The sequence below is a fragment of the Chryseobacterium takakiae genome (genome assembly GCF_900129385.1).
In the GTDB taxonomy this organism is placed as follows: Bacteria; Bacteroidota; Bacteroidia; order Flavobacteriales; family Weeksellaceae; genus Chryseobacterium; species Chryseobacterium takakiae.
Genome location: NZ_FQVO01000001.1, coordinates 54,392 through 68,446, shown reverse-complemented (window position 1 = coordinate 68,446; position 14,055 = coordinate 54,392). Strand labels below are relative to the sequence as shown.

General features: G+C 34.3%; 12 protein-coding genes and 1 pseudogene. 4 read left to right on the top strand and 9 right to left on the bottom strand.

All coding sequences use genetic code 11. The features are described from left to right. The first annotated feature begins 1 nt into the window (after window position 1). Window positions 2-2,196, top strand: a pseudogene (locus BUA76_RS00335) (B12-binding domain-containing radical SAM protein). 106 nt (window positions 2,197-2,302) lie between these two features. On the opposite strand, the gene BUA76_RS00330 reads toward BUA76_RS00335, so the two are convergent. The 7 genes from BUA76_RS00330 to BUA76_RS00300 form a co-directional block, all read right to left on the bottom strand. After that, the gene (locus tag BUA76_RS00330; RefSeq protein WP_072882509.1) at window positions 2,303-3,124 is read right to left on the bottom strand and encodes a hypothetical protein; all 822 of its coding nucleotides are present in this window, start codon (window positions 3,122-3,124) and stop codon (window positions 2,303-2,305) included. An 80-nt stretch (window positions 3,125-3,204) separates the two neighbouring features. Further along, window positions 3,205-3,486 carry a FoF1 ATP synthase subunit delta/epsilon gene (locus BUA76_RS00325; protein WP_072882506.1) on the bottom strand — a complete coding sequence of 94 codons (282 nt, stop codon included), beginning with the start codon at window positions 3,484-3,486 and terminating at the stop codon, window positions 3,205-3,207. A 55-nt stretch (window positions 3,487-3,541) separates the two neighbouring features. Beyond that, window positions 3,542-5,050: a F0F1 ATP synthase subunit beta gene (atpD, locus tag BUA76_RS00320; protein ID WP_072882504.1), complete on the bottom strand. Its 1,509-nt coding sequence runs from the start codon at window positions 5,048-5,050 to the stop codon at window positions 3,542-3,544. Window positions 5,051-5,293: 243 nt separating this feature from the next. After that, entirely contained in the window at window positions 5,294-5,857 is a 564-nt protein-coding gene (locus tag BUA76_RS00315; RefSeq protein ID WP_072882501.1) for a porin family protein, read from the bottom strand. A gap of 5 nt (window positions 5,858-5,862) precedes the next feature. Further along, window positions 5,863-6,456 (bottom strand): outer membrane beta-barrel protein, encoded by a 594-nt coding sequence (locus BUA76_RS00310; RefSeq protein ID WP_072882499.1) that lies wholly within the window; start codon window positions 6,454-6,456, stop codon window positions 5,863-5,865. Window positions 6,457-6,614: 158 nt separating this feature from the next. Then, entirely contained in the window at window positions 6,615-7,001 is a 387-nt protein-coding gene (locus BUA76_RS00305; protein WP_072882497.1) for a hypothetical protein, read from the bottom strand. Window positions 7,002-7,374: 373 nt separating this feature from the next. Beyond that, window positions 7,375-7,671 carry a hypothetical protein gene (locus BUA76_RS00300; RefSeq protein ID WP_072882494.1) on the bottom strand — a complete coding sequence of 99 codons (297 nt, stop codon included), beginning with the start codon at window positions 7,669-7,671 and terminating at the stop codon, window positions 7,375-7,377. Window positions 7,672-7,791: 120 nt separating this feature from the next. Between BUA76_RS00300 and BUA76_RS00295 the strand changes: the two genes are divergently transcribed. Next, entirely contained in the window at window positions 7,792-8,088 is a 297-nt protein-coding gene (locus BUA76_RS00295) for a helix-turn-helix transcriptional regulator (RefSeq protein WP_072882492.1), read from the top strand. A 12-nt stretch (window positions 8,089-8,100) separates the two neighbouring features. Next, entirely contained in the window at window positions 8,101-9,021 is a 921-nt protein-coding gene (locus BUA76_RS00290; protein WP_072882489.1) for a bifunctional riboflavin kinase/FAD synthetase, read from the top strand. 38 nt (window positions 9,022-9,059) lie between these two features. Here BUA76_RS00290 and BUA76_RS00285 read toward each other — a convergent pair whose 3' ends face one another. After that, window positions 9,060-12,812, bottom strand: a complete 3,753-nt coding sequence (locus BUA76_RS00285) for a transglutaminase domain-containing protein (RefSeq protein ID WP_083573120.1) — start codon at window positions 12,810-12,812, stop codon at window positions 9,060-9,062. Between the two features lie 16 nt (window positions 12,813-12,828). Next, the gene (locus BUA76_RS00280) at window positions 12,829-13,182 is read right to left on the bottom strand and encodes an MmcQ/YjbR family DNA-binding protein (RefSeq protein ID WP_072882484.1); all 354 of its coding nucleotides are present in this window, start codon (window positions 13,180-13,182) and stop codon (window positions 12,829-12,831) included. Between the two features lie 145 nt (window positions 13,183-13,327). Between BUA76_RS00280 and BUA76_RS00275 the strand changes: the two genes are divergently transcribed. Further along, window positions 13,328-13,975, top strand: a complete 648-nt coding sequence (locus tag BUA76_RS00275) for an NAD(P)H-binding protein (RefSeq protein WP_072882481.1) — start codon at window positions 13,328-13,330, stop codon at window positions 13,973-13,975. Window positions 13,976-14,055: the final 80 nt, after the last annotated feature.

Sequence of the window (14,055 nt, the reverse complement as noted above, 5' to 3'; positions counted from 1 at the left end):
GTTGAAAGACCTCCTTCTGATCACTCCGCCTTTTACACAACTTAATACGCCCTATCCTGCTACTGCTTATATCAAAGGTTTTCTGAATACCAAAAATATTTCATCATCTCAGGCAGATTTAGGAATTGAAGTCATTCTGGAATTGTTTTCCAAAGAAGGAATCCGGGACATTTTCAACAGAAAAATAGAGATCAGCACTATTTCTGAAAATTCACAGCGCATTTTTTCATTACGGGACGAATATATCAAGACCATCGGTCAGGTTATTTCTTTTTTGCAGGGTAAAACACCAACTTTAGCAAGACAGATCTGCTCTATGAATTTTCTGCCTGAAGCTTCACGCTTCAATCAGCTGGATGATATGGAATTTGCCTTCGGAAGCATGGGATTGCAGGATAAAGCTAAACACTTGGCAACATTATATTTAGAAGATCTTTCAGATTATATTGTTGAAAGTATTGATACCGATTTCGGTTTCAGCAGGTATGCGGAACGGTTGGGAAAGAGTGCCAACTCATTTGATGAATTGTATTCAAAAATTACGGGTAATCAAACATTTATTGATGACATTACTTTAAAAATCCTCAATAAAAAATTAGAATCTGTTCAGCCAAAGCTGGTTTGCTTTTCTGTTCCGTTTCCGGGAAATTTGTATTCTGCCTTCCGTTGCGCCAAATTTATCAAAGAAAATTATCCTAATATAAAAACGGCAATGGGCGGCGGTTTTCCAAATACCGAATTGCGGGAAGTGAAAGATCAGAGGGTTTTTGAATTTTTTGATTTCATTACGTTGGATGACGGAGAACTTCCGATTGAACTGCTTTATGAAAATATTTGTCATTCTGAACAAATTCAAGAATCTAAGTTCAAAAGAACTTTTTTAATTGAAAATGGAGAAGTTACCTATAAAAATAATTCCGGAAGACATGATTATAAACAAGCTGATATCGGAACTCCTGATTATTCAGATTTGTTACTGGACCAATATATTTCGGTGATTGAAATTGCCAACCCGATGCACAGTTTATGGAGTGACGGAAGATGGAACAAATTGACGATGGCTCACGGATGCTATTGGGGAAAATGTACTTTCTGTGATATTTCTTTAGATTATATAAAAATTTACGAACCCATTTCTGCAAAAATTTTGGTTGACCGAATGGAAGAACTAATCCGGACAACCGGAGAAACAGGATTTCATTTTGTGGATGAAGCTGCTCCGCCTGCTTTAATGAGGGAAGTTGCTCTGGAAATTTTAAGGAGAAATCTTGTGGTAACCTGGTGGACCAATATTCGTTTTGAAAAAAGCTTTACCCTGGATTTATGTTTTCTTCTAAAACTCTCCGGATGCGTTGCGGTTTCGGGAGGGCTTGAAGTGGCAAGCGACCGCTTGCTTAAATTAATTGATAAAGGAATTTCCGTTGAGCAGGTTGCGAAAGTAACCAGAAATTTCACGGAAGCCGGAATTATGATTCATGCTTATCTTATGTATGGCTATCCTACACAGACCGTTCAGGAAACTGTGGATTCATTGGAAATGGTACGACAGCTTTTCGAAATGGGAATTTTACAAAGTGGGTTCTGGCACCAGTTTGCGATGACTGCCCACTCTCCTGTCGGAATAAATCCTGAAGAATTTGGAGTTACCCCAATTAAGCAGGAAATTCTTTTCGCCAACAATGATGTTGATTTCACAGACCGCACAGGAATCGATCATGGAAAATTTAGTTTTGGTTTAAAAAAATCTCTTTTCAATTATATGCACGGAATTAATTTTGAACTTCCTCTTCAGGAATGGTTTGATTTTAAAATTCCGAGGACAACCGTTCATCCGGATTATATTCATGATGCTTTGCTTGAAAATGATGATTTTACTTTTAAAGGCAATTCAAGAATTATTTTTTTAGCTAAAAACGTAATCGCTGAGAATCGCATAAAAACAAAAAAGAAGTACCATTATACGTACACACAAATTACAGTGCACTTAAAACCAATATTGTGACTATTGATTTAGATGAGGGGCATGCTGAATGGCTGATGAAAATGTTTAATGAATACTCAATAGAAAATATAAAAAAGCCTACGCTTCAACAACTTAAGACTAATTTCGAAGAAAATTTTGAAAATTTCGAATTATTTTGGTTTTCAAAATCCATGCAGCAACTGAAAGAGAATGGAGTAATTTTGAGTCTGTAATTTTTAAACATTATTTTCCGAAAACAGAAAAACTCCAGATGAATTCCAGAGTTTCTGTACATTTTGTTATAGCTATTTACATTATATTAATTCAAATTTCCATTTATTATTTCTCAACGCCATCTCTTTTTACTTCACCTACAATTACTTTTTCCTGGATTTTAATAAAATTCGGATCCAGAATTGCCATTCTTTCGGCTATGGCTTTGTAAGTGGGAAATTTCAAAATGGATGCACGCCCGGACATTTCCCTGTATAAGGTAAACGTTTTTCCGCCTGCTGTTTTTATTTGTTTGGTTGTAGTAATATATTTTCCAATGTATTTGCTGTTGGCATCATAAATTTCAATGTCTACAAAGGTTTTATCAGTAATGGTATCTTCAGATCCAAAACTCACCGGTAAATTAGTAAAGTAACCTACTGGCTTTCCATTACTTAATATTTCACCGACATTATTAACAGTTATATTCAGCTTATCAATCTTACTTCTGGTGGTATATGCATCTTTAGTTTTACTATCAAGCTTTCTTTTCGGATTATTTTTAAAGAGTTCATCAAGATTTTTAATATTAATTCCTCTTTCGTCGATAATCTTCAGACTTTTTACGCAAGTATACGCTGCAGATTTTTCTTCCCCCGAAAAGGCTGACGGTGATATATAATCCAGCTCAAGTGTCTTATCCTTATTATAAATTCTGTTTAATTTGATATAACTGTCTCTTACAGAATCTACTATACTTTTATCTACAAATTCCACAGTGTAAATCGGAGTCTCTTTAAGATCCATAAAAGTATACACATTGGATTTATTGGAAACTTTGGCAACGTGCACTCCTTCAAGTGTTACAATTCCTCTTTTGATTTTTACCGTTTGCGCATGAAACAAAAAACCCAGAATTGTAAACATGATAATCAAACTCTTCTTCATAAAACCAGATTTTTACATAACATAAAAAAAGTGTAACCAAAGTTACACTTTCTTGAAAATATATTTAGCTTTTCATTTAATTATTCACAAAGGATGATTCCTTTATTATGATTAAATTCTACAACACCGCTTTTGATAGGATAAGAAAAAACAGAATCTTTCTCATTTTCTTTGGTAAAATATTTATTGTACACCTCATCAACAGATTTGGTATACAGTTTCACTTTACCGCCGATTAAAGAAGAAACAATTCCTGCGTGATTTTTCATGATGTGGAATTCACCATTTTTTCCAGGCAGCAATACAGAATCTACTTCTCCTTCAAAAACTACGTATTCTGGTGTTAAAATTTTTATATTCATTTTAATTGCTTTTGGCTTTTGGCTAATAGCTATTGGCTATCAGCAATTAGCATTATTATGCGTTATCAGCTAACATTTTTTGTCCCGCTTCGATTGCTTCCTCAATGGTACCTTTAAGGTTGAAAGCCGCTTCCGGTAAGTGATCCAGCTCTCCATCGATGATCATGTTGAATCCTTTGATGGTATCTTTAATATCTACTAAAGATCCTGGAATACCAGTGAACTGTTCTGCTACGTGGAAAGGCTGAGACAAGAATCTCTGAACTTTTCTTGCGCGGTAAACCACTGATTTATCCTCTTCAGAAAGTTCTTCCATACCCAAGATCGCAATGATATCCTGAAGCGCTTTGTATCTCTGAAGAATCTCTTTTACTCTCTGAGCACAGTTATAATGCTCTTCACCAATTACTTCAGGAGCAAGGATTCTTGAAGTAGAAGCCAATGGATCTACCGCAGGATAAATACCCAATGAAGCAATTTTTCTATCCAATACCGTTGTAGCATCCAAGTGGGCAAAAGTAGTTGCCGGAGCCGGGTCAGTTAAGTCATCCGCAGGTACGTAAACCGCCTGTACTGAAGTAATGGAACCGTTTTTAGTTGAAGTAATTCTTTCCTGCATCGCACCCATTTCAGAAGCAAGTGTCGGTTGGTAACCTACTGCAGATGGCATACGACCAAGAAGTGCAGACACCTCAGAACCAGCCTGTGTAAAACGGAAGATATTGTCTACGAAGAAAAGTACGTCTCTACCTTGTCCGCTTTCTCCACCGTCTCTGTAATATTCAGCCAATGTAAGACCGGAAAGTGCTACTCTCGCTCTTGCACCAGGTGGCTCGTTCATCTGTCCGAAAACGAATGCTGCTTTAGAATCTTTCATCGCTTCCAAATCTACTTTAGAAAGATCCCAACCTCCGTTTTCCATAGAGTGCATGAAATCTTCACCATACTTGATGATTCCGGATTCCAACATCTCTCTCAAAAGGTCATTTCCTTCTCTCGTTCTTTCACCCACTCCAGCGAAAACTGAAAGACCTCCGTGTCCTTTTGCAATATTGTTAATCAACTCCTGGATCAATACGGTTTTACCTACACCGGCACCACCGAACAAACCGATTTTCCCTCCTTTTGCATAAGGTTCGATAAGGTCGATAACTTTAATACCTGTAAATAAAACTTCAGCAGAAGTTGAAAGTTGATCAAATTTTGGAGCTTCTCTGTGGATTGGAAGTCCTCCATCCTTAGAAATATTCTGAAGCCCGTCGATAGCATCACCAACAACGTTGAAAAGTCTTCCGTTTACAGCCTCTCCGATTGGCATTGTAATAGGATTTCCGTACCCGATTACATCCTGCCCTCTTTTAAGACCGTCAGTAGCGTCCATTGCGATACATCTTACTGTATCTTCTCCAATATGCTGTTCTACCTCTAAAACTACTTTTTCACCGTTATCCTTTGTAATTTCTAACGCGTCATAAATGCTTGGAACTGCTTCCACATCAGTAAAGACAACGTCGATTACCGGACCAATAATTTGAGAAATTTTACCTTTAATTTGGTTTGCCATTGCTAAATTTTTTCTTGGTGCAAATATAATGATTCTTGCTTAACCCGCAATTGGTAAAAAACAGATTTTTATCATACTTTTTTATAAGTCTGACAATCTATCCATTTAGCAATATAACAATAATTATGGATTAGAATATTGGTAAACTGTTATATTGATACATTGTTACATTATTTCCTATATTTGCAGTCAAAATTTTTTTCATTTTGAAAGTTTTCAGGAATTTGTTTAGTGATTTATGATTTAATTAATATAATACGTAAATCCTATTCTGTAAACATTTCTTTTGGAATAATAATAATCTAATGCGGTATTATCATATTGTTTGGTAAAAGCTTTAGAAAAGGATGCTTCAAAATACAAGTTTTTTATAATTTGATAATCTGCTCCTAAATCTGCATTTACCCCCAATCTTTTTCTAAAATAATTAAAATTATTATACTGAACATCAGGAATATATTGTAATTTTAATCCTCCAAAAACAGAAATTTTGTTATAAACATTATATCTATAGTAGATAGGAAGCTCTATAAATGTAACATCATCTGTATAAGAAATTAAAGCTGAAACCTGTATAAATGAGCGGCTTGTAAGTCTTTTTTGAGCAACGAAACCTCCGTATAATTCTGTACCTATATATCCCGATTTTTCTCCAACATCATCTGTGGCATTAACTACTGAATGATTTAATCCCCCTTTCATACCAATCCTGAAATCCTTTACATCTGTTTCTATTTGTGAATTATATTTTTGAATTATAAAAAGTAAACAAGTACAAATGGAGATTTTATGAATCATGCTTTTCATGTTTGTTAAAATTTAAAAAAATATGTCAAGCCCATTCTGTAAAGATTTCTTTTAGCAGATATAGAACTTGAATCTTGAGTATCTAATTGGTTTGTATAACCATGAGAATATGATGCTTCTATATATAAATTATTTGTAAGCCTATATTCGATTCCAAAACTTGTAGAAAATCCAATCTTATTATTGAGTTTATAAACATCATCCCATTCTTGTTTTATGATATAGTCTATCTTAGGACCTAAAAATATGGAAAACCTATTGTAAAATATGTACTTATATAAGACAGGAAATTCTAAAAAAGTAACACTATCCGTATAAGAAATAAGCAGCGCTGTTCGTATAGCAGACTTCTTAGAAAATCTTTTCTCAAAGATTATTCCTCCATACATTTCATCACTACTATCTCCTTTATTTTTCTCTCCATTTGCGTTAACATCATTATATATAGAATGATTCCAACCTGCTGTAATACCATATTGTATAGGTGATTTTTGAGAATATAGTATTGAAGAATACAGCAAAAATATAAACGAAAAAATATTGAAGGGGAAACCCTCAATATTTTTTTTTGAATCGATCACTTTTTTAGTAGATATCATTTTCGTATGTATTTCCTTCTTGCTTGTGAACACTAAAAAGTAAATTTTGTTGAGTAGAGCGATTTCCACTTACATAGCCCCTCTGCTTTACCTTTTTTCTTTTTTTAGTTGTAAGTTCATTGGGAATGTCATCATTTTGCGGATTTGAGCATTGTACATCAACAGTTTTTCCTGTAAAACCCCGTAGAGATTGTTGATTTATACTTTTTCCATCTTCCTTTTTTCTTTCTAAAAGATTTTGTATACGTCTTTATCAAAGTCTTATCTGTAAGTAATGGATGAACTAAAAAACCGGTTTCTTTAAATTTATGTTTCCATGAAATTCTTCTATCGGAACTGAATAGATGTTCTCCTTTATCCTTTACGTAATTTCTGCAAGAACCTGAATTTGATGATGTAGGAGGAACAGTTGTCACCACCTTAACTACTGGTTGTTCATAATTAGCTAAGACATCATTCACCTGTGACGGTGTCGCTCCATTTATATTGATAGGTTGTACTGTAGGGTTTGTTATATTATTCAAAGCTGTCAATATTGTTGTCACACTTCCTATATCTGCAATTGAAAAACTTATATACCCCCAATCATATCTTTTATATAAAGTATAGCCATCTCTACAATTTCCTACAATAAACTCAGACCCTATGCTTAGTAATGCTCTTTCTGTATCATCATCTATATAATAATTATCCGGATTTGTGTCTAAATTCCAAGCACCATCTCCCTGTTGATCAAGCCAATTATCTTCTAAAGGTATTAAATAGCTTCTTAGAGAACAAAAGTCAAGCTCTTTTCAAAATCAGTTAAAGGTTGGTCCTCATCGAAGCCAATAGCATCCGCATAATTATCAGACTCTTCATCTGTCATATTAGCAGTTTGTTGATCAAATGCATCATTATGTTGTTCTATAAGCTCATCTAATTTTCCAATAGCATTTTCATACTCTTGTAATGTGGGAAAAATAAGAATATTATTGCTACAAGTTGTAGATATGCCGTATCAATATAAGTAGCTTTTACACCCTGTAGAATACTGCTTTCTTGTGCTGCTTCAAAATACTCGCATGGAGAATCTTTAACATCCATAGTTCTTGCCATATTCTTTTTAGAATCTAAAGAATTAGCATTTTCGAATTCTCTGTCTTGAGAACATGAATTTAGTAATGAAATTGCTATAAAACTCATTACCATAAAAAACAAACTTGTTTTCTTCATAAATTTGTGGTTTTAAACTAACAGTGCAAAAATATATACCTTGCGAAATAATCATCTACAATTTCTTTCACAAGTATGTGTAATTTCTTTCACAAATTCTTATTTTTGCCAAAAACAAAAATGAGCATAGGAAACACTCTTAGGAAATTAAGAACGAAAAAAAATTATTCACAACAAGATGTAGCTGATTTTTTAGAAGTAGACAGAAGAACATATGTAAATTGGGAGAATGGTGAGAATGATATAAAATCTGATTTTATCCCTAAAATCGCTTCTTTCTTTGATGTTGAGATTAAAGATTTATTTAATGAAGAAACGAATAATGAAAGTAAAGACAATAGCATAGTCCTTATCGTACCAGATAAAGAAAGTGTAGACAAATTAATAAAAGTACTCAAAAGTAATATCCAAAAATAGTTTTTTTTCATTTTGAAAGTTTTCAGGAATTTTAGCGATTATACTTCTCAGAAGCCTTTAGCCTTATCTTTAGGGATGTTCGACGGGGTACATCTTGGGCATAAAAGTATTATTGATGAATTAATCAGAATAGGCAGGGAGAATAATCTTGAAACTGCAATCCTTACATTCTGGCCTCATCCGAGATTTGTTTTTAACCCGAATGAAGATTTAAAGCTTCTCAATACGCTGAACGAGAAAAAGTTTCTAATGGAAAAATATGGTATTGATACTTTATTTTTAAAAGAATTTGATGAGGAGTTCAGGAATCTTACCGGTGAGGAATTTGTACGGCAGATTTTAGTGGATAAACTCAATATTAAATACTTAATCATCGGGTACGACCATTCTTTCGGGAAAAATAAAAGCGGAAATTTTGAATTGCTTCAGAAACTTTCGAAAGAACTTGATTTTGAAGTGGAACAGATGGAAGCCATCAATATTCATGAAAACAACATCAGTTCCACAAAAGTTCGAAATGCTCTTTTAGCAGGAAATATTAAAGAAGCCAACGAAATGTTAGGCTATTCTTACTCCGTATCCGGAACGGTGGTTCATGGTAAAAAAATAGGAAGAACAATCGGTTATCCAACCGCAAATATCGAAACAGATCAGGTTAAACTTCTGCCAAAAAAAGGTGCTTATATTGTAGAAGTTTTTGTGAAAGGCCAGCGATATAAGGGAATGCTCAGCATCGGCACCAATCCTACCGTGAATGGAGAAAAGCTAACAGTTGAAGTGTATATTCTTGATTTTGAAGGAGATATTTATGACGAAAAAATTACCGTTGCCTTCAGGGATTTCCTGCACGATGAAATTAAATTTGAAGGTCTTGAAAAACTGATTGAAAGACTGGATGAAGATAAAAAGTTAACTGACGAATTTCATTTTTAAATAAAAAAAGCTTACAATCAACTGTAAGCTTTTCTGTTTTATTTGTACCCTAAAATCTGGTTTTCTGCATTCATAGCCTCTTCTACAAATTTCTTAAATTCGGTATACTGACCGGCTTTGATATTATCCCAGGGGGTGTCAGCAACCCTTGTAATCTTCAATTTATTGTTTTTCACCAGCTCATAGTTGATTGAATATTTAAAATTGTTGTACGCCAACGTTTTATTTTCCGGGATTTCAATAAACTTCATGTTTTCCGGTATATTCAGATATATTTCTTCAAAATAATTTTTTTCTTTCTCGTATCTTGTATATACAATATCTGTTTTCCGGTTTTCGGTAGCTACAAGCTCTTTTGTGAAAGGCTTTGTTACAAAAGGTATTTTCATAATTTTCAGGCTTCCCACAGACTGCGGTTTATCATTTATACTAAACTGGACTTCATATGCCAAAGGTTTTGGGGTAAGATCTTTTCCTTCCAAAAGTTTGACCGTTTTTACACTGATGACTTTATCCAAAACAGATCCAATCTCCTCTTCTACACTCTTTTTACGAGAATCATCGGTCTGAGATTCCTGAAAGAAATTGTTATAATAGCTTTTTGATTCTCCAGTTACGTATTGTTTTACAGTAAAATTCTGATCATCTCCGTTTACATTAACTTCACTGGTGGTTTTAAATATCGACTGTGCATTATTGGCAGACGGAATTTCTATGAGTTCTGCATTTCCTGATGAATTTTTATCCGTATCAATTATCAGCCCTTTTGCTTTGTAGTTGCCTTTTACCAGAGAATTAAAAGGAAGGTATTTATCTGTCATTTCAAGAAACGTTTCTTTTCCGTCAAGATTTACTTTTACGATACAATGATTAAAACTTAAGTTCGGTAGAAGCAAACGCTGTACGGAATTATCATTGGTCTGCACCAGCACGAGATTGGATTTTAATCCGGCTTGGTTTCCAAGAATCACAAACAGTGTTGAAAGATCTTTACAGTCGCCCAGCTTTGTACTGAGTGTTTTGGAAGGCTTCTGAGGAATGTAGCCGCTCTGGCGGAAATCCACCGAGCTGTACGTTATATTTTTTTCAATATAATTATAAATTTTTTCTGCTTTCTCTGCATCATTCATTCCTGAAATCCCCGACGGAAAAATTTCTTTAAATGCTTTTTCCACGACTTTATCCGAAACAAGACTTTTTCTAGTAAGATCCGAATACCAGGTTGCAATTTCCTGCCATGTTTTAATAGAATTTGCCGTTACGGAAATGGTTGTATCATAGAAAGTCGGCCCGAAATATTCATCAAAATTCACTTCTTCCAGATTATTAAGCTTCCAGGTCTGGTATAATTTTCCATCTGATTTCTTTTTGATAGAAGCTACTTCCTTATTATTGCTTTTAACCTGATAATTTAGATTTTCCGGTGTTATTACGGTAAAGATGGATTCTATAACAGGATATTGAGAATTGAAATAAGAACTTACGTTAAAATCCTTATAAAATCTACCGCTTTTTCTTTCTAAACTTTCTATCTGGATAAGGATGACATCTCCTATGGCAAGATTGGTGAATACAATCTCTTCCGAAGACTTTTCTCCCGGAATAATACTTCCGTCCGGCTTTACGATTTCTGCTTTGATAACATCATCATAATAATCAATTCCGTATTGCTTGAGTTCTTCGATTCCGCTTTCGGAAGTAATTTCGTAGGCATAAGTACTTCTTTTTTTAAACCCTCCTTCAGCATAAACATTTACAATATATTCATCCAGAAGTGTTGTAACGCCTTTCTTTCCTTTAGCCACGTTCTTTCTGCGGTCGCTTACAAGCTTATAAAGATCTTTGATGGCTACTTTATCAATCTCATCTTCTGTATGGTCAAGATCTCTCAAAAGTTTGTGCATCTGCTCGTTGTCCGTATTATGAGAAAGAGAAAGTTTGGCAAATTGTACAGCTTCGTCTTTTTTGTTCAGCTTTGCCAGATATTCTGCTTTTGCAGCCATCAGTGAATAAGAATATGGGAAGTTGGCTAAAGCATCTTCAAGTCCGGTCCCGTATTCAGGGTTCTGAACATTTTCGTCTAAAAGGTTCAGGTACTGGATTCTGAAAGAATTTACGGAAGGATATAATTCCATATATTTTTTAAGAATTTTTTTCTGATCTTCTACCCTGTTTGATTTCTGGTACAAGCTGTAAAGGGTGTTCATAATATCAGGACTGCTCTTCTGCGCATACACATCTTCAAATTTTTTGATGGTAGAGGTCTGGTCTTTTTTATCCATATCTTCCAGTGTGGTAAAAATACTGAAGAACCTTTCGTTATTGGCAAAATCTTTTTTTAGATTCGCAATGTGCGACTTGGCTTTTTCCATATCCCTGTTTCGCATTGCTATAACTACATCGAAAAAACCACCTATAGATTTAGCTTTCGTCTTATATAAAATATCCCTGTATTTTTCAAGCTCCTGAATAGACATATTCTGAAATTTATCTCCGTCCATCATTTTCAGAAGCGGCACGAGAAAATATTCCGAATCGTTAATCTCTATATTTTTATATATTTCGTTAACCTTCTCTTTATCCTCAAGATTGTTGTAATAGGAAGCCAGAAGACTCTGTACTATCGATGATTTGGGATAACTTTTCATCATCTGGTCTATAATTTCTTTTGCCTGATCGTTCTGAGAATTGTTAAGATAGCCTGAAGTCAATAGATATTTATAGAAAAAACTATCCGGATTCTCAGCAACTTTTACTTTTAATAATTTTTCAAATTTCAGGGGAAGCTCTTTTGCCTGCAGTTGTTCGGGTGGAGTTTTCTGATATGCTTTATACGTATTAAAATACTTCAGATCAGAAACCTTCTGGTAATTGGTATCATACGGTACCACCATAAATGCAGTTTTAGCATCTTTCACATCAAACTTCAGGAGAAGCCTGTTCATCCCTTTTGGTAATAAAACTTCCACCAGATGTGATCCCAGATTTGTATAGCCATCTGTTGTGCTTGCCAGGATTTCCGTATCATTCAAAAATAACCGGAATTCCGCATTGGTATCTACTTCCAGTAAAATTTTTCTTTCAACCGGATTTTCGATGAAACTTTGTGCATACATGATCCCTCTTCCGTATTCCGTTTCGTTGATGAAAAATTCAAACCCGTCATTAGATGGAAATTTTCTGTTGTACCAGCCAACATATCCGAAACTGTTGGCATTGAAGAGTTTGTCACTTTGGGCTATATTTTCAGGTTCATATTCATTGTAAAGTCCGCTTCCGTTAAGGTTTTCAAATACCCCTACAAACTGCCATTGATCAATGCGTTTAATTTTAGACAAAAAACCGTCTGCACTTTTATAGTTATTCCTGATTCTGTCTAGTGTTGCTTTAAATTCAATAACCGATACATTTTCTCCATATAACGGATGCTGTGCCAAGAAATCAACCTTTTTGTATGAGTTATCATCAAATCCCGAGTTTTCATAATCTGCCAGAAGAAATGTTTTTTTTAAGATCGGGTATAAATATGAATCATCAAGCTTAAAATCGGCAAAATTTTTAACAAATGTTTCATCAAAAATCATCTGTCCCATTTCTTCATCTATCATTGCATCGAGAAAGAGATTTTCGAAGTCTTTTGTTGTATTGTTTTTTAAATTTTTATCATAAAAGTTTCGTGCTTCTACTCTTTTATTGTTTAGCAAAAGTTCCCAGGTTTTAGACTGTTCTTTAGATTGTGCAAATGCACCAACGGACAAAAAGTAGACCGCGGAAATTAGTATTTTCCTCATGTTCGGATTAGTTTTATTAGGAATTAAGTATGGTATTCTGAATTTTCTTGGTTAATGATTTAAAAACAAGTTCATAAGAATGATCGATAAGCTTTAGAATGAGTTCTCTTTTTAATCCATCTATCTGAACAGAGTTCCAATGGGTTTTATTCATATGATAAGCACCGGTAATCTGCGGATATTGCTCCCGAAGTTCTGCACTCCATTCAGGATCCGTTTTTACGGCGATTTGCAACGGCTGCTTTTCTAAAGACATTAAAAGAAACATTTTTTCGCCAACTTTAAGAACAAGCGTTTCGTTATCAAAAGGAAAACCCTCTGTAACACTCTTTTTAGTATTGCAATACTCTAAAATTTCGTTGGCATCCATGGTCTATGAGTAATAATTGGTAATAAATAATTTTTTATTAATGATTGATTAATGATTCTTATTTAAAGTATCTTTTATCTAACTGTTTATTGTTCCAAATTTAGTAAATTTAAGAAGCAAACAAAATTTTACAAACAACATTATTATGAAAGCTTTAGTTATTGGTGCTACGGGCGCTACCGGAAAAGATTTGGTCAACCAGCTGCTTACAGATAAAGATTTTGAGGAAATTACTATTTTCGTGAGAAAACCGGTTGCTATTCAAAATGATAAGCTGAAAGTACATGTTGTGGATTTTGATCATCCTGAAGAATGGAAAGATAAAGTAAAAGGCGATGTCGCTTTTTCCTGTCTGGGAACAACCTTAAAAGCTGCGGGAAGCAAGGAAGCCCAAAGAAAGGTAGATTTCGACTATCAATATAAATTTGCCGAAGCTGCTAAAGAAAACAATGTGGAGGATTATATTCTGGTTTCTGCATACGGAGCCAACCCGAAATCCAAAATTTTTTATTCCCGAATGAAAGGCGAGCTGGAAGAAGCTGTTAAAAAATTGCATTTTGAAAAAATCACCATCTTTAAACCGGGAATGCTGGAACGAAAGGACTCGGACAGAACGGGAGAAGTTCTTGGGAGCAGGATTATCAAATTTGCCAATAAATTAGGCCTTTTAGAAAGCCAGAAACCATTACCTACACACGTTTTAGCAAAAGCAATGATTAATTCTTCCAAAATAAAAAGCAACGGCTATTCCAGTATAAAACTGGGAAATATTTTTTGTTTTGCAGAGAAGTGACAGATGATAGATATAAAAAGACAGTGTAACAAAGTCCGGATTTGAATTGGTCCATTGTTACACTGTATGTTTTTTATATT